Source organism: Rhodococcus sp. ACPA1 (genome assembly GCF_002300195.1).
Lineage (GTDB): Bacteria > Actinomycetota > Actinomycetes > Mycobacteriales > Mycobacteriaceae > Rhodococcus_F > Rhodococcus_F opacus.
Window position 1 is genome coordinate 1,482,105 of record NZ_NSDX01000003.1, and the last position, 25,014, is coordinate 1,507,118.

Annotated in this window: 22 protein-coding genes; 14 read left to right on the top strand and 8 right to left on the bottom strand. The window is 67.4% G+C overall.

What is annotated here, in order from left to right:
* The first annotated feature begins 61 nt into the window (after nucleotides 1-61).
* From CJ177_RS17440 to CJ177_RS17450, 3 genes are all read left to right on the top strand, one after another.
* The gene (locus CJ177_RS17440; RefSeq protein WP_011594854.1) at nucleotides 62-3,568 is read left to right on the top strand and encodes a DNA-directed RNA polymerase subunit beta; all 3,507 of its coding nucleotides are present in this window, start codon (nucleotides 62-64) and stop codon (nucleotides 3,566-3,568) included.
* A 117-nt stretch (nucleotides 3,569-3,685) separates the two neighbouring features.
* Nucleotides 3,686-7,642 (top strand): DNA-directed RNA polymerase subunit beta', encoded by a 3,957-nt coding sequence (locus CJ177_RS17445; RefSeq protein WP_005252128.1) that lies wholly within the window; start codon nucleotides 3,686-3,688, stop codon nucleotides 7,640-7,642.
* A 146-nt stretch (nucleotides 7,643-7,788) separates the two neighbouring features.
* Nucleotides 7,789-9,024 (top strand): M23 family metallopeptidase, encoded by a 1,236-nt coding sequence (locus CJ177_RS17450; RefSeq protein ID WP_095868179.1) that lies wholly within the window; start codon nucleotides 7,789-7,791, stop codon nucleotides 9,022-9,024.
* Here the strand turns inward: CJ177_RS17450 and CJ177_RS17455 are convergent.
* Nucleotides 9,021-9,581, bottom strand: a complete 561-nt coding sequence (locus tag CJ177_RS17455) for a TetR/AcrR family transcriptional regulator (protein ID WP_005252130.1) — start codon at nucleotides 9,579-9,581, stop codon at nucleotides 9,021-9,023. The two genes, CJ177_RS17450 and CJ177_RS17455, sit on opposite strands and share 4 nt — an antisense overlap.
* A gap of 118 nt (nucleotides 9,582-9,699) precedes the next feature.
* On the opposite strand from CJ177_RS17455, the gene CJ177_RS17460 reads away from it, so the two are divergent.
* The gene (locus CJ177_RS17460; RefSeq protein WP_005258232.1) at nucleotides 9,700-9,900 is read left to right on the top strand and encodes a hypothetical protein; all 201 of its coding nucleotides are present in this window, start codon (nucleotides 9,700-9,702) and stop codon (nucleotides 9,898-9,900) included.
* Nucleotides 9,901-9,905: 5 nt separating this feature from the next.
* On the opposite strand, the gene CJ177_RS17465 is transcribed toward CJ177_RS17460, so the two are convergent.
* A complete protein-coding gene (locus tag CJ177_RS17465) occupies nucleotides 9,906-10,418 on the bottom strand; it encodes a histidine phosphatase family protein (protein ID WP_005252132.1) in 513 nt (170 codons plus the stop codon).
* A gap of 9 nt (nucleotides 10,419-10,427) precedes the next feature.
* On the bottom strand, nucleotides 10,428-11,441 hold the full coding sequence (locus CJ177_RS17470) for an aldo/keto reductase (protein WP_095868180.1): 1,014 nt from the start codon (nucleotides 11,439-11,441) through the stop codon (nucleotides 10,428-10,430).
* Between the two features lie 134 nt (nucleotides 11,442-11,575).
* Here CJ177_RS17470 and CJ177_RS17475 point away from each other — a divergent pair, with 134 nt between their 5' ends.
* Nucleotides 11,576-12,412, top strand: coding sequence for a helix-turn-helix transcriptional regulator (locus CJ177_RS17475; RefSeq protein WP_005252134.1), 837 nt, complete (start codon nucleotides 11,576-11,578; stop codon nucleotides 12,410-12,412).
* On the opposite strand, the gene CJ177_RS17480 is transcribed toward CJ177_RS17475, so the two are convergent.
* The gene (locus tag CJ177_RS17480) at nucleotides 12,413-13,192 is read right to left on the bottom strand and encodes an acyl-[acyl-carrier-protein] thioesterase (RefSeq protein WP_095868181.1); all 780 of its coding nucleotides are present in this window, start codon (nucleotides 13,190-13,192) and stop codon (nucleotides 12,413-12,415) included. It lies immediately after the preceding gene.
* 152 nt (nucleotides 13,193-13,344) lie between these two features.
* Here CJ177_RS17480 and CJ177_RS17485 point away from each other — a divergent pair, with 152 nt between their 5' ends.
* The 7 genes from CJ177_RS17485 to CJ177_RS17515 all read left to right on the top strand — a co-directional run bounded on the left by CJ177_RS17485 (nucleotide 13,345) and on the right by CJ177_RS17515 (nucleotide 20,783).
* A complete protein-coding gene (locus CJ177_RS17485; protein ID WP_095868182.1) occupies nucleotides 13,345-15,006 on the top strand; it encodes an FAD-dependent oxidoreductase in 1,662 nt (553 codons plus the stop codon).
* Between the two features lie 37 nt (nucleotides 15,007-15,043).
* Complete coding sequence (locus tag CJ177_RS17490) at nucleotides 15,044-16,009, top strand: NADPH:quinone oxidoreductase family protein (protein ID WP_095868183.1); 966 nt, start codon at nucleotides 15,044-15,046, stop codon at nucleotides 16,007-16,009.
* 107 nt (nucleotides 16,010-16,116) lie between these two features.
* Nucleotides 16,117-16,587, top strand: coding sequence for a MarR family winged helix-turn-helix transcriptional regulator (locus tag CJ177_RS17495; RefSeq protein ID WP_005574387.1), 471 nt, complete (start codon nucleotides 16,117-16,119; stop codon nucleotides 16,585-16,587).
* The gene (locus CJ177_RS17500) at nucleotides 16,584-18,113 is read left to right on the top strand and encodes a DHA2 family efflux MFS transporter permease subunit (protein WP_095868184.1); all 1,530 of its coding nucleotides are present in this window, start codon (nucleotides 16,584-16,586) and stop codon (nucleotides 18,111-18,113) included. Before CJ177_RS17495 ends, CJ177_RS17500 begins: the two co-directional genes overlap by 4 nt.
* 145 nt (nucleotides 18,114-18,258) lie before the next feature.
* Nucleotides 18,259-19,356, top strand: coding sequence for an LLM class flavin-dependent oxidoreductase (locus tag CJ177_RS17505; protein WP_095868185.1), 1,098 nt, complete (start codon nucleotides 18,259-18,261; stop codon nucleotides 19,354-19,356).
* Nucleotides 19,340-19,786 carry a MarR family winged helix-turn-helix transcriptional regulator gene (locus tag CJ177_RS17510; RefSeq protein WP_005252154.1) on the top strand — a complete coding sequence of 149 codons (447 nt, stop codon included), beginning with the start codon at nucleotides 19,340-19,342 and terminating at the stop codon, nucleotides 19,784-19,786. The genes CJ177_RS17505 and CJ177_RS17510 overlap by 17 nt, the downstream gene beginning before the upstream one ends.
* Nucleotides 19,787-19,805: 19 nt before the next feature.
* Entirely contained in the window at nucleotides 19,806-20,783 is a 978-nt protein-coding gene (locus CJ177_RS17515) for a pirin family protein (protein ID WP_061044593.1), read from the top strand.
* A 12-nt stretch (nucleotides 20,784-20,795) separates the two neighbouring features.
* On the opposite strand, the gene CJ177_RS17520 is transcribed toward CJ177_RS17515, so the two are convergent.
* From CJ177_RS17520 to CJ177_RS17530, 3 genes are read right to left on the bottom strand one after another with little or no spacing between them, the layout of a single operon-like run.
* Nucleotides 20,796-21,740, bottom strand: coding sequence for a serine/threonine dehydratase (locus CJ177_RS17520; protein ID WP_095868186.1), 945 nt, complete (start codon nucleotides 21,738-21,740; stop codon nucleotides 20,796-20,798).
* A 31-nt stretch (nucleotides 21,741-21,771) separates the two neighbouring features.
* Nucleotides 21,772-22,200 (bottom strand): PaaI family thioesterase, encoded by a 429-nt coding sequence (locus CJ177_RS17525; protein WP_095868187.1) that lies wholly within the window; start codon nucleotides 22,198-22,200, stop codon nucleotides 21,772-21,774.
* 4 nt (nucleotides 22,201-22,204) lie between these two features.
* Entirely contained in the window at nucleotides 22,205-22,768 is a 564-nt protein-coding gene (locus tag CJ177_RS17530; protein WP_005252161.1) for a TetR/AcrR family transcriptional regulator, read from the bottom strand.
* 90 nt (nucleotides 22,769-22,858) lie between these two features.
* On the opposite strand from CJ177_RS17530, the gene CJ177_RS17535 reads away from it, so the two are divergent.
* Nucleotides 22,859-24,061 (top strand): adenylate/guanylate cyclase domain-containing protein, encoded by a 1,203-nt coding sequence (locus CJ177_RS17535; RefSeq protein WP_005252163.1) that lies wholly within the window; start codon nucleotides 22,859-22,861, stop codon nucleotides 24,059-24,061.
* Between the two features lie 82 nt (nucleotides 24,062-24,143).
* Entirely contained in the window at nucleotides 24,144-24,449 is a 306-nt protein-coding gene (locus CJ177_RS17540) for a hypothetical protein (protein ID WP_005258203.1), read from the top strand.
* Between the two features lie 2 nt (nucleotides 24,450-24,451).
* Here the strand turns inward: CJ177_RS17540 and CJ177_RS17545 are convergent, their stop codons facing one another.
* On the bottom strand, nucleotides 24,452-25,012 hold the full coding sequence (locus CJ177_RS17545; protein ID WP_005252168.1) for a TetR/AcrR family transcriptional regulator: 561 nt from the start codon (nucleotides 25,010-25,012) through the stop codon (nucleotides 24,452-24,454).
* Between the last annotated feature and the right edge of the window lie 2 nt (nucleotides 25,013-25,014).

Sequence of the window (25,014 nt, forward strand, 5' to 3'; positions counted from 1 at the left end):
GACCAGCGAAATTCGAAGCAGATACAGCGGCGGTCGCAACAGCAAGAGCGGCCCGCGTGAGGTGCTGGAAGGACGCATCTTGGCAGTCTCTAGCCAGACCAAGGCAGTTTCCGGAATCCCCGGAGCCCCGAAGAGGGTTTCGTTCGCAAAGATTCGCGAACCCCTCGAAGTTCCCGGGCTTCTTGATGTACAAACCGATTCGTTCGAGTGGTTGATCGGTGCGCAGAGCTGGCGCGAACGCGCCGCCGCTCGTGGCGACAGCGCAATCTCCGGCGGTCTCGAGGACATTCTCGCGGAGCTTTCCCCGATCGAGGATTTCTCGGGCTCGATGTCTCTGTCCTTCTCGGACCCGCGCTTCGACGAGGTGAAGGCCTCGACGGACGAGTGCAAAGACAAAGACATGACCTACGCGGCGCCGTTGTTCGTCACCGCGGAGTTCATCAACAACAACACCGGTGAGATCAAGAGCCAGACGGTCTTCATGGGCGACTTCCCGATGATGACCGACAAGGGCACGTTCATCATCAACGGCACCGAGCGTGTCGTGGTCTCGCAGCTGGTGCGTTCCCCCGGCGTCTACTTCGACCACTCCGTCGACAAGGGCACCGAGAAGGACCTGCACAGCGTCAAGGTCATCCCGGGCCGTGGTGCATGGCTCGAGTTCGACGTGGACAAGCGCGACACGGTCGGCGTCCGCATCGACCGCAAGCGCCGCCAGCCCGTCACCGTGCTGCTGAAGGCCCTCGGCTGGACCACCGAGCAGATCACCGAGCGCTTCGGCTTCTCGGAGATCCTCATGGCGACGCTCGAGAAGGACAACACCGCCGGCACCGACGAGGCGCTGCTCGACATCTACCGCAAGCTGCGTCCGGGCGAGCCGCCGACCAAGGAGAGTGCGCAGACGCTCCTGGAGAACCTGTTCTTCAAGGACAAGCGCTACGACCTGGCTCGCGTGGGTCGCTACAAGATCAACAAGAAGCTGGGCCTGAACCTCGGACAGCCGATCGTCGCGTCGACCCTCACCGAGGAAGACATCGTCGCCACCATCGAGTACCTGGTGCGCCTGCACGCCGGTGACACCGAGATGACCGCCCCCGGCGGCAGTGCGGTGCCCGTCGAGGTCGACGACATCGACCACTTCGGTAACCGTCGTCTGCGCACGGTCGGCGAGCTCATCCAGAACCAGATCCGCGTGGGCCTGTCCCGCATGGAGCGCGTGGTTCGTGAGCGCATGACGACCCAGGACGTCGAGGCGATCACGCCGCAGACGCTGATCAACATCCGGCCCGTCGTGGCTGCGATCAAGGAGTTCTTCGGAACCTCCCAGCTGTCGCAGTTCATGGACCAGAACAACCCGCTGTCGGGGCTGACGCACAAGCGTCGTCTGTCCGCCCTCGGCCCGGGTGGTCTGTCCCGTGAGCGCGCCGGCCTCGAGGTGCGAGACGTTCACCCGTCGCACTACGGCCGCATGTGCCCGATCGAGACCCCTGAGGGTCCGAACATCGGTCTGATCGGTTCGCTGTCGGTGTACGCGCGGGTCAACCCGTTCGGCTTCATCGAGACGCCGTACCGCAAGGTCGAGAACGGCCAGGTCACCGACCAGGTCGACTACCTGACCGCGGACGAAGAGGACCGCCACGTCGTCGCCCAGGCCAACTCGGCCCTCGACGCCAACGGTCACTTCACGGACGATCGCATTCTGGTCCGTCGTAAGGGTGGCGAGGTCGAATTCGTCTCGTCCGCCGAGATCGACTACATGGACGTCTCGCCGCGGCAGATGGTGTCCGTCGCGACCGCGATGATTCCGTTCCTCGAGCACGACGACGCCAACCGTGCCCTGATGGGTGCGAACATGCAGCGTCAGGCGGTGCCCCTCGTTCGCAGCGAGGCTCCGCTGGTCGGTACCGGCATGGAACTGCGTGCCGCCGTCGACGCGGGCGACGTCATCGTCACCGAGAAGACCGGTGTCGTGGAAGAGGTCTCCGCCGACTACGTCACGGTCATGGCCGACGACGGAAGCCGCAAGACCTACCGGATGCGCAAGTTCGCGCGTTCGAACCAGGGCACCTGCGCCAACCAGCGTCCGATCGTGGACGAGGGACAGCGTGTCGAGTTCGGACAGGTCCTCGCCGACGGTCCCTGCACCGAGAACGGTGAGATGGCGCTGGGCAAGAACCTGCTCGTCGCGATCATGCCGTGGGAAGGCCACAACTACGAGGACGCGATCATTCTGTCGCAGCGCCTCGTGGAAGAGGACGTCCTGACCTCGATCCACATCGAGGAGCACGAGATCGATGCCCGCGACACCAAGCTCGGTGCCGAGGAGATCACTCGCGACATCCCGAACGTCTCCGACGAGGTCCTCGCCGACCTCGACGAGCGCGGCATCATCCGTATCGGTGCCGAGGTTCGTGACGGCGACGTGCTGGTCGGAAAGGTCACGCCGAAGGGCGAGACCGAGCTGACCCCCGAGGAGCGCCTGCTGCGCGCCATCTTCGGTGAGAAGGCTCGCGAGGTTCGCGACACGTCGCTGAAGGTCCCCCACGGTGAGACCGGCAAGGTCATCGGCATCCGCGTGTTCTCGCGCGACGACGACGACGATCTGCCCCCCGGTGTCAACGAGCTGGTCCGCGTCTACGTGGCACAGAAGCGCAAGATCCAGGACGGCGACAAGCTCGCCGGCCGCCACGGCAACAAGGGCGTCATCGGCAAGATCCTCCCGCAGGAGGACATGCCGTTCCTGCCCGACGGCACTCCGGTCGACATCATTCTGAACACCCACGGTGTTCCGCGTCGTATGAACATCGGTCAGATCTTGGAGACCCACCTCGGGTGGATCGGCAAGACCGGCTGGAACGTTCAGATCGCCGGCGACGGCTCCCGTCCCGATTGGGCGGAGCAGCTGCCGGAGGAGATGCTGTCTGCACCTGCCGACTCCAACATCGCCACCCCGGTGTTCGACGGCGCCAAGGAAGACGAGCTCACCGGTCTCCTCGGTTCGACGCTGCCGAACCGCGACGGCGAGGTCATGGTCGCGTCCGACGGAAAGGCCACGTTGTTCGACGGCCGTTCCGGCGAGCCGTTCCCGTACCCGGTGTCGGTCGGCTACATGTACATCATCAAGCTGCACCACCTGGTCGACGACAAGATCCACGCTCGTTCGACCGGTCCGTACTCGATGATCACCCAGCAGCCGCTCGGCGGTAAGGCCCAGTTCGGTGGCCAGCGCTTCGGTGAGATGGAGTGCTGGGCGATGCAGGCCTACGGCGCGGCATACACGCTGCAGGAGCTGCTCACCATCAAGTCGGACGACGTGGTGGGTCGAGTCAAGGTGTACGAGGCCATCGTCAAGGGCGAGAACATCCCCGAGCCGGGCATCCCCGAGTCGTTCAAGGTGCTCCTGAAGGAGCTCCAGTCGCTCTGCCTCAACGTGGAGGTGCTGTCCTCGGACGGCGCGGCCATCGCGATGGCCGACGGTGACGACGAGGACCTGGAGCGGGCCGCAGCGAACCTGGGCATCAACTTGTCCCGGAACGAAGCGGCGACGGTCGACGACCTCGCGAACTAGATTTCGGTCCCCGGATCCTGAGAAATCAGGGTCCGGGGGCGTAGTTCACATTTGAATTGGCAGTCAGGTATCGGCGGCCACCGCTGATCCACAATCCCTCTGGGGAAAGGAAGTTACGTGCTCGACGTCAACTTCTTCGATGAACTCCGCATTGGCCTCGCCAGTGCAGAGGACATCCGCAATTGGTCCTACGGCGAGGTCAAGAAGCCGGAGACCATCAACTACCGCACGCTCAAGCCCGAGAAGGACGGCCTCTTCTGCGAGAAGATCTTCGGCCCCACCCGGGACTGGGAGTGCTACTGCGGTAAGTACAAGCGTGTCCGCTTCAAGGGCATCATCTGTGAGCGCTGCGGTGTCGAGGTGACCCGCGCCAAGGTTCGGCGTGAGCGCATGGGCCACATCGAACTGGCTGCCCCGGTCACGCACATCTGGTACTTCAAGGGCGTGCCCAGCCGTCTCGGCTACCTGCTCGACCTGGCGCCGAAGGATCTCGAAAAGATCATCTACTTCGCCGCGTATGTCATCGTCGGTGTCGACGAGGAACTGCGTCACAACGAGCTGTCCACTCTCGAAGCCGAGATGCAGGTCGAGAAGAAGTCCGTCGCGGATCAGCGTGACGCCGACCTCGAGGCCCGCGCTCAGAAGCTCGAAGCCGACATCGCCGAGCTGGAGGCGGAGGGCGCGAAGTCCGACGTCCGCCGCAAGGTCAAGGACGGCGGCGAGCGCGAAATGCGTCAGCTCCGTGACCGCGCGCAGCGCGAGCTGGATCGTCTCGACGAGATCTGGACCACGTTCACCAAGCTGAGTGTCAAGCAGCTCATCGTCGACGAACTGCTGTACCGCGAGCTCGTCGACCGCTACGGCGAGTACTTCACGGGCGCCATGGGTGCCGAGTCGATCCAGAAGCTCATGGAGAGCTTCGACATCGACGCCGAGGCCGAGAACCTCCGCGAGACCATCCGCAGCGGCAAGGGGCAGAAGAAGCTCCGCGCACTGAAGCGTCTCAAGGTCGTCGCAGCCTTCCAGGTCAACCAGAACTCGCCCATGGGCATGGTTCTGAACGCCGTCCCGGTGATCCCGCCGGAGCTGCGTCCGATGGTTCAGCTCGACGGTGGCCGCTTCGCCACCTCCGACCTGAACGACCTGTACCGCCGCGTGATCAACCGCAACAACCGCCTCAAGCGACTGATCGACCTCGGTGCCCCCGAGATCATCGTCAACAACGAGAAGCGGATGCTGCAGGAGTCCGTGGACGCGCTGTTCGACAACGGCCGTCGTGGCCGTCCCGTCACGGGTCCCGGTAACCGTCCGCTGAAGTCCCTGAGCGACCTGCTCAAGGGCAAGCAGGGTCGTTTCCGTCAGAACCTGCTCGGTAAGCGCGTCGACTACTCGGGTCGTTCCGTCATCGTCGTCGGCCCGCAGCTCAAGCTGCACCAGTGCGGTCTGCCGAAGCTGATGGCTCTCGAGCTGTTCAAGCCGTTCGTGATGAAGCGCCTGGTCGACCTGAACCACGCGCAGAACATCAAGTCCGCCAAGCGCATGGTGGAACGTCAGCGCGCACAGGTGTGGGACGTCCTCGAAGAGGTCATCGCCGAGCACCCCGTGCTGCTGAACCGTGCACCGACGCTGCACCGCCTGGGTATCCAGGCCTTCGAGCCGCAGCTGGTCGAGGGTAAGGCCATTCAGCTCCACCCGCTGGTGTGTGAGGCCTTCAACGCCGACTTCGACGGTGACCAGATGGCCGTGCACCTTCCGCTGTCCGCGGAGGCGCAGGCCGAGGCTCGCATCCTGATGCTGTCGTCGAACAACATCCTGTCGCCCGCGTCGGGTCGACCGCTCGCCATGCCCCGTCTGGACATGGTCACCGGTCTGTACCACCTGACCCGGTTGGACGAGGGTGCGATCGGCGAGCTCGCAGCGTCGACCAGCGACGAGGCGGAGCAGGGCGTGTACTCCTCGCCTGCCGAGGCTCAGATGGCCGTCGATCGTGGCGCGCTCGTCGTGCAGGCGAAGATCAAGGTGCGGCTCACGCAGCAGCGCCCGCCCCGCGACATCGAGTCGGAGCTGTTCCCCGAGGGCTGGAACTACGGTGACGGCTGGACCGCGGAGACGACGCTGGGTCGCGTGCTCTTCAACGAGCTGCTGCCCGCGGACTACCCGTTCGTCAACGAGCAGATGCCGAAGAAGCGTCAGGCGACGATCATCAACGATCTCGCCGAGCGCTACCCCATGATCGTGGTCGCGCAGACCGTCGACAAGCTGAAGGACGCCGGTTTCTACTGGGCCACGCGTTCGGGTGTCACGGTCTCGATCTCCGACGTCCTCGTGCCGCCGGAGAAGGCTCAGATCATGGAGTCCTTCGAGGCTCAGGCCGACCAGATCGAGAAGAAGTACCAGCGTGGTGCTCTGAACAAGACCGAGCGCAACAGCGCCCTGGTCAAGATCTGGTCCGAGGCCACCGACGAGGTCGGTAAGGCCATGGAGGCCCACTTCCCCGACGACAACCCGATCCCGATGATCGTGAAGTCCGGCGCCGCCGGCAACATGACTCAGGTTCGTTCGCTCGCCGGTATGAAGGGTCTGGTGACCAACCCGAAGGGTGAGTTCATCCCGCGTCCGATCAAGTCTTCCTTCAAGGAAGGCCTGACCGTTCTCGAGTACTTCATCAACACGCACGGTGCCCGTAAGGGTCTGGCCGATACCGCGCTCCGCACCGCCGACTCGGGCTACCTGACCCGTCGTCTGGTGGACGTCTCGCAGGACGTCATCGTCCGCGAGGTCGACTGTGGAACCGAGCGCGGCATCGTCACCACGATCGCCGAGAAGCAGGCCGACGGCACGCTGATCCGCGACGCTCACGTGGAGACGAGCACGTACGCCCGCACCCTGGCCGCCGACGCGGTCGACGAGAACGGCAACGTCATCGTCGAGCGTGGACACGACCTGGGCGACCCGGCAATCGACGCGCTGCTCGAGGCAGGTATCACGCAGGTCAAGGTCCGCTCGGTGCTCACCTGCACCACCGGCACCGGTGTCTGCGCCACCTGCTACGGCCGCTCCATGGCCACCGGCAAGCTCGTCGACATCGGTGAGGCCGTCGGTATCGTCGCCGCGCAGTCCATCGGTGAGCCCGGTACCCAGCTGACCATGCGTACGTTCCACCAGGGTGGTGTCGCCGGAGACGACATCACCGGTGGTCTGCCGCGTGTTCAGGAGCTGTTCGAGGCCCGCGTCCCCAAGGGCAAGGCCCCGATCGCCGACGTCAGTGGCCGCGTGCAGCTCGAGGACGGCGACCGCTTCTACAAGATCACCATCGTCCCGGACGACGGTGGCGAAGAGGTTGTCTACGACAAGCTCTCGAAGCGTCAGCGTCTGCGTGTCTTCAAGCACGACGACGGCACCGAACGCCTTCTGGCCGACGGTGACCACGTCGAGGTCGGTCAGCAGCTCATGGAAGGTGCTGCCGATCCGCACGAGGTGCTGCGTGTCATGGGCCCCCGTCAGGTGCAGATCCACCTCGTCAACGAGGTCCAGGAGGTGTACCGGAGCCAGGGTGTGTCGATCCACGACAAGCACATCGAGGTCATCGTGCGCCAGATGCTGCGTCGCGTGACGATCATCGACTCGGGCGCCACGGAGTTCCTGCCCGGTTCGCTGACCGAGCGTGCGGACTTCGAAGCGGCCAACCGCCGTGTCGTCGCCGAGGGTGGCGAGCCGGCAGCCGGACGTCCGGTGCTGATGGGTATCACCAAGGCATCGTTGGCGACCGACTCGTGGCTGTCCGCGGCGTCGTTCCAGGAGACCACTCGCGTGCTGACCGATGCGGCGATCAACTGCCGCTCGGACAAGCTGATCGGTCTGAAGGAAAACGTGATCATCGGAAAGCTGATCCCCGCCGGTACCGGTATCAACCGTTACCGCAACATCCAGGTTCAGCCGACCGAAGAAGCTCGCGCTGCTGCGTACGCGGTTCCGTCCTACGACGACCAGTACTACAGCCCGGACGGCTTCGGCCAGAACACCGGTGCTGCGGTGCCGCTGGACGATTACGGTTTCAGCAACGATTACCGGTAGGCGCTCCGCGCCCGTGAGCGGTTGACGAGTCCCAGGACTCGCCGAGCACTCACCAAGGACGAAGGCCCCACCCCTCTCTCTTCGGGGGTGGGGCCTTCATCTGTTTCCTTGCCTTGTCGCCGGGTGGCCGCCGTTGCTAGCGTCGGATGATGGCCCGGTCGAGGTTCGCCATCGCGCTTCTTCTCGCCGTCGTCGTGGGGGCCGCGACCTCCTGCACGGCCTCCGACGACACCCAGCAGAGCGAGGCGACGTCGTCGGCGGCGCCGGCCACGTCCGCCGGTCCCGCCGTGCTCACGCCGGTGGTCGCGGATGTGGTGGCCGCGCCGATTCCGGTGACGGGCAGCGACGGTCGCGTGCACCTGGCCTACGAACTGCGGTTGACGAACACCGGTTCGCAGCCGGCGACGATCACGTCGCTGCAGGTGAAGGGCGACGGCCGCACGCTGGTGGACCTGAGCGGTGAGGCGCTGACGCCGTGGTTCCAGGCCCTCGGCGGTGGTCCGAAGACCGGCACCGTCCTCGCCCCCGGACAGCAGGGGCTGGTGTGGATCGACGCGACACTGAACAGTCCCGACGACGTGCCCGCCAGTCTGGGCCACGTCGTGAACGTCGACTTCCCGCAGGCGACGTCGCTCGTGCCGTCCCGGCTGGCCGAGAACGTGGCGGACACGAAAGTCGACACCCGTGACGCCGTCCGGATCCGCGCTCCCCTCGACGGTCCGCGGTGGCTCGACGGCACCGGCTGCTGCACGGTCACGTCTCACCGCGCGGCCGTGCTGCCGATCAACGGGCGGATGCTCGCGGCCGAGCGCTTCGCGATCGACTTCGTCCAGCTCGACGAGCAGGGACGCATCTACGTCGGCGACAAGACTCAGCTGTCGAGCTACGAGTACTACGGCGCACCGGTCCGTGCGGTGTCGGACGGCAAGGTGATCGCCGTCGTGGGTGATCTGTCCGAACAGGTTCCGGGTGCCAGTCCGCAGGGACTGCCCCTCGGCCAGTACGGCGGAAATCACGTCGTCCAGGACATCGGGAACGGGCGGTACGCGTTCTACGCGCACCTGCAGCCCGGCAGCGTGGACGACATCAGCGTCGGCCAGGACCTGCGGGCGGGCGACCAACTCGGGCTGCTGGGCAACAGCGGAAACACCGACGCACCGCATCTGCACTTCCATCTGATGGACGGGCCGGACTACCTGGCGTCGAACGGCATTCCGTTCGAGTTCGAGAACTTCGACCTCGACGGGCGGGTGACGGGGGAGAGCTTCGAGGCCGCTGCGACCGCCGGCGCCCCGGTGGTCGACGCGACGGGAACGCAGACCGGGGCGCGCACCGACGAGATGCCGCTGTACCTCGACGTCGTGACGTTCCCGGGCAGTTAGCCGAGGAGCCCGCGCTCGACGAACCGGGTGAGAGCGGCGATGCCCTCGTCGTCGCCGCCGTCCCACAGGCCGACGAAGGCGGTCGCCACCGCGGCGAGCAGCTGGGCACTGACGTCGGGGCTCGCGGGGAGGTGCGCGCCGTCCGCCGCGAGTGCCGTGAGGAGTTCGGCCCACGGCTTCATCTGCTCGATCCCGAAGTCGTGCATCCGCTGCGCGAACGCGGGATCGACGAGGGCTGCGTCACGGAGCGCGGCCATCACGGTGCGATGCCGCGACTGTAGTTGCCAGAACACTGCGAGATGCGGGCCGAGGTCCCGCAGATCGTCCGGGGACGTGGCGATGAGTGCATCCGCGTCGTCGCCGATGTCGTCCGCGAGCGCGAGGAGCAGCGCCTCCTTGCCGTCGAAATGGTTGTAGAACGAGCCCGCGGCCTTGCCGGCCTCGGTGGTGATGTCGGTGATGGTGGCGTTCAGATACCCCTTGCGTTCGAAGACCACTTGGGCGGCGTCGAGCAAGTCCCGGCGTGTCTGGGCGGCCTTCTCCTGTCGGGTGGTCACTGCGCTTTCCTCATCTCCTCGCCGCTCGTCTGGCCTCGCTCGAAACCTGGTTCTCGTCCGTGAAGACTATCCTCGAGCACACCTGTCCGATATGCGTGGTTCGATGAACGGAGACGACATGTCCGAGAAGAAGATCGATCGCGTCAAGACCGAGTCGGCACTCGAAGTGCTGCGGGAAAGCCCCACGATCGCACTCATCACCGTGGCCCCGGCGCTGGTCGTCTTCGGGGTGGTGTGGTGGCTGTTCGGATTCTGGTCAGCCCTCGTGCTGGTCCTGATTCTGGGTGTCGTCGCCGTCGTCGGCCGGAAGCTGTTCTGAGACCGCTACCGCGGAACGTGGAACGTGGCGAGTGACGCCGCGCTCGACGTGAGTTCGTCCCAGTCGCACGGCACCGTGAGGACGGCGAGCGCGGACGTCGGGAACTTCTCCCGCATCAGGTTGGCATCCCCGGTATCGGGGTTGCCCGCCAGATCCAGTGCCGTCGACGGCATGCCGGGAACGTGCCCGACCACGAGCAGGGTGCGCACCGACGGTTCGACCCGCACGATCTCCATGAGCACCTCGGACGGGTACGCGCCGTACAGCTCCTCGGCGAACCGGGCGGGAGCGCCGACCCGGGTCGCCTCCAGCGTTTCCCGGGTGCGGCGCGCGGTCGAACACAGCACGGCGTCGATCGGCGGCTGAGTCGACCGCAGCCACTCACCGGCCAGACCCGCCTGCTTCCGTCCGCGCGGCGCCAACGGCCGCTCGTGATCCGCGACCCCCTCCGGGTACGCCGACTTGCCGTGGCGCATCAGGATCAGGGTGCGATTCCGCGACGAGCTGTGCGAGGCCATGGCTAGACGCTAGCGCCCCACGCCGGCGCGTTCACTGTCGAGCTGGGCCATCTGCGCGGGCGCGTAGCGTTCCCCGGCGACAGCGGTGTCGGGAAACGCTGCGGCGATGGCCGCGAGGTCGCCGGCACCGAGGCGGACGTCGAGTGCGCCGAGCGTCTCCTCGAGCCGGGCGACGGTGCGCGCTCCGACGACGGGCACGATGTCGTCGCCCCGGGCGAGAACCCACGCGATCGCCAGCTGCGCGACGCTCACCCCGTGCTGCGCGGCCACGGCGGCGAGCGAGTCGACGAGGGTGAGGTTCTGCCGGAGGTTCTCGCCTTGGAACCGGGGGCTGTGTGCGCGGAAGTCGTCGGCCGCGAGGGTCTGATCGGTGCGCAGCGAGTCGCTGAGCAGGCCTCGGGAGAGTACGCCGTAGGCCGTCACGCCGATCCCGAGTTCCCGGCAGAGCGGGAGGATCTCGGCCTCGATACCCCGGGAGACGAGCGAGTATTCGATCTGCAGGTCCACGATCGGGTGCACCGCCGCCGCTCGGCGAAGGGTCTCGGGACCCACCTCGGACAGGCCGATGTGGCGCACGTAGCCGGCCTCGACGAGTTCGCCGATCGTTCCGACGGTGTCCTCGATCGGCACGTCGGGGTCGAGACGGGCGGGGCGGTAGATGTCGATGTAGTCGACGCCGAGACGCTGCAGCGAGTACGCGAGGAAGTTCCGGATCGACTCGGGTCGCGTGTCGACTCCGGCCCACGTGCCGCCGGGGCCGCGCAGGCCGCCGAACTTGACGCTGAGGGTCACGTCCTCGCGTCGGCGGCCGGTGAGGGCCTTGCCGATCAGGGACTCGTTGTGGCCCGATCCGTAGAAGTCCCCGGTGTCGACGAGGTCGATCCCGGCGTCGAGCGCCGCGTGGATCGTGGCGACGGACTCCACGTCGTCCGTCTTGCCGTACATCCCGGACATGCCCATGGCGCCGAGGCCGAGCCGGCTGACGGTGGGACCGGTGGTTCCGAGTGCGGTGGTGCTGATCATGTTCTGCTCCGATGGTCGGTGGCTGTTCCGGACTGACACCAGCGTCGCCGTCGCCGGGGGCGGCAACCAGAGACCGCTCATCGGGGGACCGGCGATCCCTGGCAGCGCGCAGGTGGGTCCGGCACAGTTGATGCATGAACCGCTCCGAGTTGGCCGACTTCCTCCGCCGTCGCAGGGAACAGCTGGTTCCGGCCGACGTCGGACTGCCACCGGGAGTGCGGCGGCGGACGCCGGGGCTCCGGCGCGACGAGGTGGCGATGCTCGCGGGAATGTCGACGGACTACTACACGCGACTCGAGCAGGCGCGCGGCCCGCATCCGTCGACGCAGGTCCTGGCGTCGATCGCGCGGGCGCTGCGGCTGACCGACGATCAGCGCGACCATCTCTACCTGTTGTCGGGTCACGTTCCGCCGATGCGGGCCGCGGGCAACAAACACGTCGGACCGGGACTGCTGCATCTGCTCGACAAGCTCGACGACACGCCGGGCTGCGTCATCTCGGACCTCGGGGAAGTGCTGGTCCAGAACCGCATGCACCTGATCCTGTTCGGCGACGCGTCCCGGTATTCGGGTCTCGATCGGTACGTGCCGTGGCGGTGGTTCGCGCACCCCGGCGAGCGCGGGATGTTCCCCGCGGACGATCACGAGCGGCTCGCCGGACGTCACGTCGCGGATCTGCGGGCGACGGCCGCCCGGCGGGCCGGTGACGCCGACGTGACGGAACTGGTGGACCGCCTCTACGAGAGCAGCACCGAGTTCGCGGCGCTCTGGGACAGGCACGACGTGGCCGTCCGCCGGTCCGACACCAAGACCGTCCTCCACGCCGAGGTCGGACGTATCGACCTCGTCTGCGAGACGCTGCTGACCCCGAGCGCCTACCAGCATCTGCTCGTCTACATGCCGCAGCCGGGCTCCGACGCGCGGGCCAGGCTCGACCTGTTGCGGGTGATCGGCACTCAGCAGATGGTCTGATCAGGCGGTGAGCGGCCCGACCCGGGCCACGGCGCGCAGGGCGTCGTCGACCAGGAACCACACGGTCAGCGACGTGTCGTCCCGGCGCGAACGCAGGACGATCCGGTCGGTCGACACGATGGGCGAGAGGTATTCGAGCACGGCGCGATGGGGGTTGTCGACGAGGCGGCCGCCGCCCGGATGCTCGTGGTCGGCGAGCAGTTCTTCGACGGCCTGCCAGTAGACGGCGTTGTTGACGTGGTCGAACGGGTCGATGTCGGTGCGGCGCAGGACGAACCCGGTGTCCACGATGCCGTCCTCGTCGGCGGCCGGAGCATTCTCGACGAGCCACCGCTTCCACTTGAGCCGGTGTTCTTCCGCCGATTCCCCGAGGCGTTCGATGAACCCGTCGTCGATGCGGGTGGGCATTCCCGTTTCGCCGCTGATGTGGATCCAGAACCCTTCGGTCTCGATGAGCGCGCCCGAATCACCCTCGATCTGGACCCGCATGTTCGTCCAACGGGTCGACAGTGCCGAGCACCAGCGCCGCAGGTGCACCCGCTCGGGCCACACCGCGGGCCGGACGACGTCGATGACGGTGCGCCGGACGATCCACAGCGGGTGGCTGTCGGCGGCGTCGACCGCGTCGAGGTTGTCCAGACCGGCGTCCTGCAGGTAGCGCGCGATCCCGTCGAGACGCAGGCGCTTGGCGGCATCGATGTCGCCGGTGCGGACCGGCCAGGACGTCTCGAAGAAGCGGCCGCGTGCGGGGGGAGCGGCGAGGGGTAGGTCGAGTGCCAAGATGCGGTTCCTTCGCTCGTGGACGGAGCTTTGATTCTTCCATCCGGCGCCGGTGCTTGTTTGCGGACGCGGTTCTCAGTACAGTTCATATAACTGTTACTACGTGTAACACAAACGAGTTCGATGGTCCGGACAGGTGTGAGGAAACCGCAATGGCATATGTCATCACCCAGGCGTGCTGCAACGACGCGAGCTGCGTCTCCGCATGCCCCGTGAACTGCATCCATCCGACACCGGAGGAGCGGGAATTCGCGCAGACCGAGATGCTGCACATCGACCCGGAAACCTGCATCGACTGCGGGGCCTGCGTCGATGCCTGTCCGGTCGACGCGATCTTCCCGGAAGACAAGCTCATCGGTTCGCTCACCCGCTACAAGGACATCAACGCCGAGTACTACACGACCAACCCCATGCCGACCGGGTGGATCCCCCTCACGCCGGCGACTCCGCCGCGCCGTGACCTCGGCAAGCTCCGGGTCGCCGTCGTCGGCGCCGGCCCCGCGGCCTGCTACGCGGCGGGTGAACTGCTCGAACGTTCGGACGTCGAGGTCGAGATGTTCGAGAAGCTCCCGACCCCGTGGGGACTCGTCCGCGCCGGTGTCGCACCCGACCATCCGGGCACCAAGGAGGTGACCCGGATGTTCGAATGGAGCCTCGACCGGCCGAACTTCGAGTTCCACCTCAACGTCGAGGTCGGCAAGCACGTCACCCACGACGAGCTGCTGGAGAATCACCACGCCGTCATCTACGCCGTCGGGGCGTCGAGCGACCGGCGCCTGGGAATCCCGGGTGAGGACCTCCCCGGCGTGCACGCCGCCACCGAGTTCGTGGCCTGGTACAACGGCCACCCAGACTACGCGGAGCGCACGTTCGACCTGTCCGCGAAGCGCGCGGTGATCGTCGGCAACGGTAACGTCGCGCTCGACGTGGCCCGCATCCTCACGATGAACGTCGAGGAGCTGGAGCGGACGGACATCGCCGATCACGCCCTCGCCGCGCTGCGGCGCAGCAACATCGACGAGGTCGTGCTCCTCGGCCGCCGCGGGCCCGCGCAGGCCGCCTACAGCAACCCCGAGTTCCTGGCGCTCGGCGACCTCGAGAACGTGGACGTCGTCATCGACGACGCCGACCTCGACCTCGACCCGGCCAGTGAGGCACTGCTGGACGATCCGGCCACCGCGATGAAGGTCCGGCTGGCGCGGGAGTTCGCGCAGCGTGCCCCGCGGCCCGGTCACAAGCGAATCGTGTTCCGCTACCTGACGTCGCCGCTCGAGGTCACCGGATCCGGCAAGGCCGAGGCCTTGCGCTACGGACGCAACGAACTGGTGGTCGACGAGTCCGGCGCGTTGTCCGCCCGGGCTCGGGGCGAGGAGGGCTCGCTGGACACCTCGCTCGTGCTGCGTTCCATCGGGTACCGCGGCAATCCCGTCGGCGGTGTCGCGTTCGACGAGAAGCGCGGCGTGATCCCCAACGAGCACGGCCGGGTCACCGACCGGGTGTACGTGACCGGATGGATCAAGCGCGGTCCCAGCGGCGTCATCGGCACCAACAAGGCATGCGCGAAGGAGACGGTGTCGTCGCTACTCGCGGATTTCGAGGCCGGAAAGCTCCTCGGCACGGTCGGCACCCGCAAGGACGTGAAGAACCTGATCGAGCGGCGCCAGCCGGAACAGATCGGCTTCCCCGGCTGGCGTGCGATCGACAAGGCGGAGACCGGCCGCGCGGCGGGATCCGGCCGGCCCCGCGTGAAGATGACCGACAAGGTCGAGCTGGTGTCGGTCGCCCGCAGGCGGAAGCGGCTGTTCGCTCGTTGACGCCTGTCGCCACCCCCGCGCGTCTAATGTTTCGAGCATGCGCGCAGTGGTGGTGACGGAGCTGTCGGGGCCGGGCGGCATGACGCTGCAGGACATTCCCGAACCAGCGGCCGACGGACTCGTCCTGATCGACGTCAAGGCCAGCGGTGTGTGCTTCCCCGACCTGCTGATCAGCTACGGCAAATATCAGCTGGGCCCCGGGTTGCCGTTCGTTCCCGGTGCCGAAGTCGCGGGTGTCGTGGTGTCGGCACCGGCCGGCAGCGGATTCGAGCCCGGTCGACGTGTTCTCGCGGCGTCGCAGGTCGGCGGTTACGCCGAACGGGTCGCGGTGCCCCCGGCGCAGGTGCTGCCCATCCCGTCGACCCTGGATTTCGACGAAGCGGCCTCGCTGATCATCAACTACCAGACGATGGAATTCGCGCTGGAGCGCCGGGCTCGGCTGCGCGCAGGCGAAACCGTCGTCGTCCTCGGCGCGGCGGGTGGGGTGGGGACGTCCACCATCCAGCTGGCCAAGGCGCACGGCGCCCGCGTGATCGCGGTGGTGCGCCGGGACGGGGCCGACGACTTCCTGCGCGAACTGGGGGCCGACGAGGTCGTCCGGCTAGACGACGGCTGGGGCTCGCGGGTCCGTGAGCTGACCGGCGGCCGGGGCGCGCAGATCGTGGTCGATCCGGTCGGCGGCGGCGCGTTCGACGAGGCCGTCCGGGTGCTGGCCCCGGAAGGCCGGCTGGTCGTGATCGGTTTCGCGGGCGGGGCGATCCCCGAGGTGAAGGTGAACCGGGTGCTGTTCCGCAATATCAGCATCGTGGGTGCGGCGTGGGGTGAGTTCATCCGGACCGAGCCGAATGCGCTGGAGGAGGTGCATGCCGCGTTGATCCGGCACGTGGAGCGCGGACTGCGTCCCGTGGTCACGTCCCGGTATCCGCTCGAGCGGGCCGCGGACGCACTGCGCGATCTCGAGGCGGGCCTCGTGCTGGGCAAAGCGGTGCTCGTCCAGGACTGAACCCGCAGGTCGAGGGTGCCGCCGGGGAATGTGATACCTGACACCATTTATTCGGTTGCGCCATAGTTGCCCTTGGGCAATAGTTGCATGAGCGCTAGCATTCGAGGGTGCCCGACAAATCTCCTGATCTTCTCTTCGAACTACTCAACGATTTCTTCACCCAACTGTTGAGTGCGGGGGAGTCGGAGTCGATGGACAACCTCATCGAGCTGGACCTCACGTTCTCGCAGGTGCGCATGCTCTTCGCGCTGGTTCAGCACGGTGAGCCACTTCCGATCAACGAGGTGGCCGAGCGGTTGCGGCTCTCGGTGGCCGCAGCGGGTAGGAACGTCGATCAACTCGTGAAACTGGGTCTGGTCGTTCGCCGGGAGGACGAACGCGACCGGCGGGTCAAGCGGGTCTCCTTGTCGGAGGCCGGACATAAGGTCGCTACCCAGCACATCGAATGCAAGCGTGATCAGTTGCGACGGTTCGCATGGCGGGTTCCGGAGATCGAGCGGACTCGGCTGATCGAGGCACTACAACCGATCCTCGCGGGGGAGTCCCTGCGAGAACTCAACCAGGAGATACTCGGATGACATCGCCGACCGCCGCGAACGCGGCGCCCGACAAGCTCGACGGCACGGTCCTCAAGATCGCGTCCGTGGTGGTGCTCGGTGCCATCATGTCGATCCTCGACGTGACCGTCGTCAGCGTCGCGTTGCCGACGTTCGCCACGGAGTTCGACACCACGTACGCCACCGTCGCATGGACGATGACCGCGTACACGCTCGCCCTGGCCACGGTCATCCCTGTCACCGGGTGGGCGGCCGACCGATTCGGCACCAAGCGCCTCTACATGACGGCGCTCGTGCTGTTCGTCCTCGGCTCGGTGCTGTGTAGCTTCGCGTGGGACATCACGTCGCTCATCGGCTTCCGCGTCCTGCAGGGCCTCGGCGGCGGCATGTTGATGCCGCTCGGCATGACGATCATGACGAAGGCGGCCGGACCCGACCGTGTCGGCCGGGTCATGGCGGTTCTCGGTATCCCCATGCTGCTCGGCCCCATCGGCGGCCCGATCCTCGGCGGCTGGCTGATCGAGGCGGCGAGCTGGCACTGGATCTTCCTGATCAACGTGCCGATCGGGATCGTCGCCCTCACTGCCGCGTTCATCATCCTGCCGTCCGACAAGGCCTCGCCCTCCGAGTCCTTCGACTTCCTCGGCATGCTGCTGCTCTCGCCCGGCCTGGCTCTGTTCCTGTTCGGTGTGTCGTCCATCCCGGAGGTGGGAACCGTTGCTTCGGCTCGCGTGCTCGTGCCCGGTGCGGTCGGCCTGGCGCTGATCATCGCGTTCGTGTTCCACGCGCTGCGCAAGGATCACCCGCTGATCGACCTGCACCTGTTCAAGAACCGGCAACTGTCGGTCGCCGTCATCACGACTTCGCTGTTCATCGTCGCGTTCATGGGTGCCGGTCTGCTGTTCCCCAGCTACTTCATCCAGGTCGGCGGGCACACCACGCTCGCCGCCGGTCTGCTGATGGCTCCGCAGGGTATCGGTGCGATGCTGACCATGCCCGTGGCCGGACGACTCGTCGACAAGATCGGCCCCGGCAAGATCGTGCTGACGGGTCTGCCGCTGATCCTGATCGGTCTGGGTACCTTCACCCAGGTTGCGGCGGACTCGCCGACGTGGCTGCTGATGGGTGCCCTGTTCGTGATGGGCATGGGCATGGGCTGCACGATGATGCCGCTGATGACCGCCGCGATCGTGACGCTCTCCAACGATCAGGTCGCGCGTGGTTCGACCCTCATGAACATCGTCCAGCAAACCGCAGGCTCGATCGGTACCGCGGTCATGTCGGTGGTCCTCACCAACCAGCTGCTCGATCGCGGTCTCGACAGCCAGACGGTCGCGATGCAGCACGTGCCCGAGGTTGCCGCACAGGAGCCTCCCGGGATGGTGGACCAGGTCCTGAGTCAGGCCGCCGATGCGTTCGGCAACACGTTCCTGGTCGCCACCGTGCTGATCGCGTTGACGCTCATCCCGGCGTTCCTGCTGCCGCGCAAGAAGTCGGTCAACCCGCAGCTCGAGGCCGAAGGTGCCCCGACGGTCATGATGCACTGATCGGGCTCGTTCGATCCGAACGTCGCCGAGGGCGGCAAGCGCACTGCGCTTGCCGCCCTCGGCCGTTTCCGGAATAGGGCGAAGTGGTTGAATGTTGCAATAGGTTCATGCAAACGCATGGAGTTCTGGCGCGAGAGGAACAGCTATGCAGTTCGGAATCTTCACCGTCGGCGACGTGACCCCCGATCCCACCACCGGCCGCATCCCCACCGAGCACGAGCGCATCAAGGCGATGACGACCATCGCCAAGCATGCGGAGGACGTCGGGCTCGACGTGTTCGCTACCGGCGAGCATCACAACCCGCCGTTCGTGCCGTCGTCCCCGACCACCATGCTCGGCTACCTCGCAGCGCAGACCGAGAAGATCATCCTGTCGACGTCCACGACGCTGATCACCACCAACGACCCGATGAAGATCGCCGAGGACTACGCGATGCTGCAGCACCTCGCGGACGGCCGGGTGGATCTCATGATGGGTCGCGGAAACACGGCCCCCGTCTACCCGTGGTTCGGTCAGGACATCCGCCAGGGGATTCCGCTGGCGCTCGAGCACTACCGGCTGCTCCGCCGGCTGTGGGACGAGGACGTCGTGGACTGGCAGGGGCAGTTCCGCACCCCGCTGCAGGGCTTCACGTCGACCCCGCGTCCGCTCGACGGCATCCCGCCCTTCGTGTGGCACGGCTCGATCCGCAGCCCGGAGATCGCCGAGATCGCGGCGTTCCACGGTGACGGCTTCTTCGCCAACAACATCTTCTGGCCCAAGGAGCACTACATCGCCCTGATCAACCTCTACCGCGAACGGTACGAGCACTACGGTCACGGCCGCGCGGACCAGGCGATCGTCGGACTGGGCGGGCAGGTGTTCATGCGTAGGAACGCCAAGGACGCCGTCGACGAGTTCCGGCCCTACTTCGACAACGCCCCGGTCTACGGCCACGGGCCGAGTCTCGAGGACTTCACCGATCAGACCCCGCTGACCGTCGGCACACCGGAGCAGGTGATCGAGAAGACCCTGACGTTCGCCGACTTCTTCGGCGACTACCAGCGGCAGTTGTTCCTCGTCGACCATGCGGGGCTTCCCCTGAAGACGGTGCTGGAGCAGCTGGATCTGCTCGGCGGCGAGGTCGTGCCCGTGCTGCGCAAGGAGTTCGCCGCCCGGCGACCTGCGGGCGTGCCGGACAACCCGCCGACGCACGCGTCGACGAAGGCCGATCGCGAGCCGGTCGATGCCGCCCGTCAGTAGGACCGAACGAGCGGCCGAGGCGTGGGAGGCTCTCTTCCGCGCCCAGGTCGCGGTGATGCGCAACCTCGCCGCAGACGACGTGTGGGACGAGCTGAGCATGCGCGAATACGACGTGCTGTTCACCCTGGCCCGGGCACCCGGACACAGACTGCGCCTGCACGATCTCAACCGGGAGATCCTGCTCAGCCAACCGTCGCTGAGCCGGCTCGTCGAGCGGCTGTCCGGCTCCGGATTCGTCACGCGGGAGTGCGATCCCGGCGACCGCCGGGGGACCGTCGTCGCCCTGACGGACGAGGGTGCGCGCGTGCAGAAGTCCGTCGGACGCAGGCACGCGGCGAGCATCCGGCGGCACGTCGGCCCGGCACTGTCCGACGACGAACTCGACACACTCACCGAACTCTGCGCGAAACTGCGCGGCGCACAGGACTGACGGAAGGCACGATGGAGCAGTGAGCAATCTGGAGACGAATTCGGTGGAAGAGCGGTGCGAGTCGCACCCCGACGGCGGGGGCATCCAGGTGCTCGGCGCGCGCGAGGTCCCGCTCGGCGGTCCCCGCGCGATGCCGGTCCGGCGCACCCTCCCACAGCGGGAACGGTCGCTGATCGGAGCCTGGTGCTTCGCCGACCACTACGGTCCGGACGACGTCGGGAAAACGGGCGGGATGAACGTGCCGCCGCACCCGCACACGGGACTGCAGACGGTGAGCTGGCTGTTCACCGGCGAGATCGAACACCGCGACAGCATCGGTTCGCACGCGATGGTGCGTCCCGGTGAGCTCAACCTGATGACCGCGGGTCGGGGGATCGCGCACTCCGAGGTCTCGACACCGCAGACGCGCATCCTGCACGGCGCGCAGCTGTGGGTGGCGTTGCCGGCGTCGGCGCAGGACGCGGATCCGGCGTTCGAGACGTACGCACCCGATCCGGTCGAACTGGACGGCGCGACCGTGCGGGTGTTCCTCGGGAGCACGGCGGGCTCGACGTCACCGGTCCGCACTTTTACGCCGCTGCTCGGCGCCGAGATCCTTCTGGAGCCGGGTGCGGACGTCACGCTCGACATCGAGCGGGGCTTCGAGGTCGGGGTGCTCGTCGACGAGGGTGAGGTGCAGCTGCGGGGGACCACGCTGCGGTGGGCGGAACTCGGCTATCAGCCGCCCGGGGAATCGCTGGTGGCGCTGCGCAATACGGGCGGAACCCGGGCCCGGCTGCTGCTGCTCGGCGGTGAGCCGCTGGGCGAGCAGGTGATCATGTGGTGGAACTTCCTCGGCCGCAGCCACGAGGACATCGTCGGCTACCGCCGCGAGTGGCAGTCCGAGCTCCGGGGAGCGGCGCCCGCCGACCCCCGGTTCGGCACCGTCGAGGGCTACGACGGCGATCCGCTGCCCGCACCCGAACTGCCGAACAGCCGGCTGAAACCGCGCGGCTGAGACATCTGTGAATCAGTAGCTGGTCATCGACGTGTTGGCGCCGCAGAGCACCACGCAGAGCGGCTTGTCGTCGGCGGGGGCGAGCTGTCCGGTGACGATCGCGGCGAGCGCCGCGGCGGTGCCGTGCTCGACGACGATCCGGAACTCCTCCCACAGCAGCGTTCGCGCGTCGATGAGGGCGTCGTCGTCGACGATCAGGCTGGACACGGGCCGCGACCGGACGGTCTCCCAGGCGATGGAACCGATCTTGGTGGCGCCGAGGGAATCGCCGGCGATGCTGTCGATGTCGATGTCCACGGGCTGCCGGGCGGCGACCGCGGAGTGCAGCGTCGCCGCTCCGCTCGGTTCCACGCCGTAGATGCTGTCGTCCTCGCCGCTGCCTGCGACGACACCGGAGAGCAGTCCGCCACCGCCGACGGCGATCACGTAGGACAGCGGCTCGGCGACGTCGTCCTGGATCTCGAGTGCGATGGTGCCCGCCCCGGCGACGATGTCGGGGAGATCGTAGGCGTGCAGGGCGAGGGCGTTCGAGGACGTCGCGAGTTCCTCCGCGTACTCGGCCGCCTCGGCGTATCGAGCACCGACCTTGCGCACGTCCGCGCCGAGCGCGATCAGCTTGTCGATCTTGACGTCGGGTGCCGTGACGGGGACGACCACCGTGCACTTCACGCCCCGCAGCCGCGACGCCCAGGCCGCTCCGATGGCGGCGTTCCCGCCGGACGCGATGACGACGCCCGCATCGTCGAGCCGCCCGTCCTCCTCGGCGTGGAGCAGCGCGTTGAGGCTGCCCCGCACCTTGAACGAGCCACCGTACTGCAGGAACTCGAGTTTGAAGATCACCGGTACGAGGCCGTGCACGGTGGGCACCGTGGCACGGAACGTGGGTGTCCTGCGGATCAGGCCGGTGATGCGCTCACGCGCCCTGTCCACGGATGCGCGATCGACGGAGTGAGCCATGGTCCCATCGTTCCATCCCGTGCGGCCGCGACTACCGCGGCTGCTTGACCGTCGCCGTGCCCTGGGCGGCGGCGCACAGTACCTCCGAGCCGTCGTCCTGCACCGCGTAGATGTCGCACCGGCACAACGCCTGGCGCCGGGTCGAGGCGTCGGATCGGGCGTCCGCCCGCAGCAGCACGCCCTGGGCGGGGCGGAGGTAGGTGATCGTGAAACCCGCGGTCATGATGTTCGCGCCGAGCACGGTGCCTGCGGCGAACGTCAGAGCGTTGTCGGCGGCGTACGACAGGACGCCGCCGTGCACGAAGCCGTTCTGTTGGCGGAGTTCGTCCCGGACGGGGATCTCGAGGGTGGCGCCGCCCTCCCCGAACTGCGTCATGCGGGCGCCGACGAGCACGCTGAACGGCTGGGCCGCCAGCACGGCTTGCGCGGTGTCGGCGGTGAGTGCGACGTCCACTGTCATGCCTCTACTCCTGGTTCCGTAGCGAGTTCCACGCGGCACGCGCCAGTTCGGGCGCCACCGCGGTGGGGTCGGTGGTCATGGCGCCCGCGAGCCACTGGCGTGAGTACTCCTGAGCCGGTCCCAGCCACAACGCGTAGAGCACGTCGAAGTCGAACCGGCGGACCGTTCCGTAGTGTTCGTGGACCCGCCACCAGTGGGTGACGTCGCGGAAGAACGCCGCGTTGGTGGAATCGGCCCGCTCGTCGATGCCCGGGGGCCGGGGTGCGGCGAGGATGGTGGCCCGCTGCGGGTTGCCGGACACCCACTGCAGGTGGCGGACCACGGCGCCTTCCACCCCGGACCGGGCGTCGGCGCATTCCGAGAGTGCGGCCCGGAATCCGTCCTGATAGTCGGCGAGCGCGCGTAGCCAGACCTGGAGATACAGCTCTTCCTTGTTCGGGAAGTGGTGGTAGACGGCTCCCACACTGACACCGGCCTCGTGCCGGATGTCGGCGAGCCGGGTCGCGAGGACGCCGCGGCGGGCGAAATGTCCCTCCGCCGCGTCCAGCAACAGACTTTGAATCGGCACATACCGAATATAGTTCGGTCATGGTCACGGGGGAAGGTGAGTTCGCAGGATTACGGCGATGGGCGACGTCGTTCCTGGGACGATGAGGACGTGCGCATCCCGCGACAGCCCCGACGGATCACGCCCCGAACGGGACGTCTGGTGTCCCCGCCGCCTCGCCCGCTCCGACGCCCGGGTCCGCCACCGACGCAACTCCACGAGTTCGAGGCCGCCGGCCTCCTCGACGGACTCAGCGGGTCGGATCGTTCTGCGCGCATGGGGGTGCTGAACACCCTGATCGAGGACGGGGTGTCGATCGACGAACTCCGCGTCGCCTCGCGGGACGATCGCCTCGCGCACCTGCTGCTCGAGCACGCGCTGTCGCCGAAGGGGCGGTACGGCATCGACGAGATCTCCCGGAAGGCCGGCGTCACCGTGGAGGACACCCGGCGGTGGTTCCGGGCGATCGGCCGGGGTGCGTCGGAGGACGGGACGTTCTACGACGACGGCGACCTCGACCTCGCACGCGGACTCAAGCAGTACCGGGACCTGGGGCTCGACGAGAGCGGAATTTTCGCGGCCGCGCGGGTCCTCGGCCGCAACCTCTGGACGGTCGCCGACGCCGCGGACGCGCTGCTGCAGGAGCGACTCGAGGCGACGCGCGATCACCCCGAGGTGGCCCTGCGGTACGCGGTGGAGGTGCGTCGCATCGCGGATTTCGAGGCGCAGATCCTGGCTCACCTCATCGCCACCACTCTGCGCCACCAGTTGAGGTCCGATGCGGTGGGCATCGCCAGGGACTCGAACCTGCAGGTTCGGGGTGCGCAGGAGATCGGCGTCTGTTTCGCCGACCTCGTCGGATTCACGCTGCTCGGTGAGCAGGTGGCGCCCGCCGATCTGGGGCGGGTGGCCGAGCGGCTCGACGGGCTGGCCACCGATCTGGCGCTGGCGCCGGTGCGTCTGGTGAAGACGATCGGGGACGCCGTCATGTTGGTCTCGCCCGATCCCAACGCGCTGGCGTACACCGCGCTCGATCTCGTGCAGGCCGCGCGCACCGAGGGGCTTCCGCCGTTGCGGGCCGGGATCGCCTGGGGCACGGCCGTGCCCAGTGCAGGCGACTGGTTCGGCAGGCCCGTCAACATGGCCAGCCGCGTCGTCGCGGTCGCACCGTCCCACGAGGTGGTCGTGACCGGCGAGTTCTACGACGAACTCGACACCGACGAGTTCTGGGGCGAACCGGCGGGCAGTCACCGGCTCAAGGGAATCGATGCCCCCCAAGAGCTCTTCGGGATCGGCCGCCGGTCCGTCGCCTGAGCGGCGCGGCTCCGAAAACGTGTCGTACCCTCGCGATACCGTGATGGCACAGCTCACAGAAGCACATCGAGTGAGGCACATCATGACTGGCGATTCGGGCGCAGACTGGCATTTCTACGCGGTGGTCGAAACCGCGGTGGACGGCGGTCACACGCTCGCCGCGTTCGGGCCGCGACCGACGGCGCTCGACGCCCTCCGGCTGGCCGTGCATTCGGTCAACCACACCGCGTATTCGGTTCTGGAACAGGGGATCGCGGGCGATCCGCGTGCCGAGGCGAGCGTCGTCGAGCGGTTGCCGATCACGTCGTTCACCATCAGGCGGCACCGCCGCAGCACGAGCGAGCTCGACGCCCGCTGGATGCTGAACGGCGGCAGGCATCACCGGTAGGGCTACCGCGGTTCTGTCGTGAGGTAGTACTCGAGCACGGGCCCGACCCAGCGCATCAGCTGTTCGTGCGTCATGTCCGCCACGGGCGGCACCCGGAGTATGTAGCGGGAGAAGGCGAGTCCGAGGACCTGCGACCCGACGAGGGCCGCACGCTCGTCCGCGCGGTCCGCCGCGACCACGGCGAGCGCGGGCGCCACCTGGCGGGCGAAGACCTGCAACATCGCCTCGGCGGCGCGCGGGCTGGTCGCCGCCGCGCGGAGGAGGGGGAGGAACGCACCGTCGTTCTCCCACACCGCGAAGAAGCGCGGCATCAGCACGCTCGCGAGGTCCTCGACGGGCACGTCGTGGAGGTCGGGCAGGTGCAGATCGAATTCGGCGGCCTCGGCGAACAGTGATTCCTTGGTGCTGAAGTACCGGACCACCAGTGCGGGGTCGACGCCCACATCCGATGCGACGGCGCGCATCGTCGTGCGTTCGTAGCCGTCGGTTCCGAACCGGGCGCGGGCGGCGTCGAGTATCGCGGCGCGGGTGGCGACGGCGGAGCGGGCGCGACGTTCGGGCATTC

Bases quoted from the DNA above. Each gene is read 5' to 3' on its own strand.
- CJ177_RS17450 (WP_095868179.1), top strand. From the start codon at position 7,789: ATGATGGCCCGGTCGAGGTTCGCCATCGCGCTTCTTCTCGCCGTCGTC.
- CJ177_RS17460 (WP_005258232.1), top strand. From the start codon at position 9,700: ATGTCCGAGAAGAAGATCGATCGCGTCAAGACCGAGTCGGCACTCGAA.
- CJ177_RS17465 (WP_005252132.1), bottom strand. From the start codon at position 10,418: ATGGCCTCGCACAGCTCGTCGCGGAATCGCACCCTGATCCTGATGCGC.
- CJ177_RS17470 (WP_095868180.1), bottom strand. From the start codon at position 11,441: ATGATCAGCACCACCGCACTCGGAACCACCGGTCCCACCGTCAGCCGG.
- CJ177_RS17475 (WP_005252134.1), top strand. From the start codon at position 11,576: ATGAACCGCTCCGAGTTGGCCGACTTCCTCCGCCGTCGCAGGGAACAG.
- CJ177_RS17485 (WP_095868182.1), top strand. From the start codon at position 13,345: ATGGCATATGTCATCACCCAGGCGTGCTGCAACGACGCGAGCTGCGTC.
- CJ177_RS17490 (WP_095868183.1), top strand. From the start codon at position 15,044: ATGCGCGCAGTGGTGGTGACGGAGCTGTCGGGGCCGGGCGGCATGACG.
- CJ177_RS17500 (WP_095868184.1), top strand. From the start codon at position 16,584: ATGACATCGCCGACCGCCGCGAACGCGGCGCCCGACAAGCTCGACGGC.
- CJ177_RS17505 (WP_095868185.1), top strand. From the start codon at position 18,259: ATGCAGTTCGGAATCTTCACCGTCGGCGACGTGACCCCCGATCCCACC.
- CJ177_RS17510 (WP_005252154.1), top strand. From the start codon at position 19,340: ATGCCGCCCGTCAGTAGGACCGAACGAGCGGCCGAGGCGTGGGAGGCT.
- CJ177_RS17520 (WP_095868186.1), bottom strand. From the start codon at position 21,740: ATGGCTCACTCCGTCGATCGCGCATCCGTGGACAGGGCGCGTGAGCGC.
- CJ177_RS17525 (WP_095868187.1), bottom strand. From the start codon at position 22,200: ATGACAGTGGACGTCGCACTCACCGCCGACACCGCGCAAGCCGTGCTG.
- CJ177_RS17540 (WP_005258203.1), top strand. From the start codon at position 24,144: ATGACTGGCGATTCGGGCGCAGACTGGCATTTCTACGCGGTGGTCGAA.
- CJ177_RS17545 (WP_005252168.1), bottom strand. From the start codon at position 25,012: ATGCCCGAACGTCGCGCCCGCTCCGCCGTCGCCACCCGCGCCGCGATA.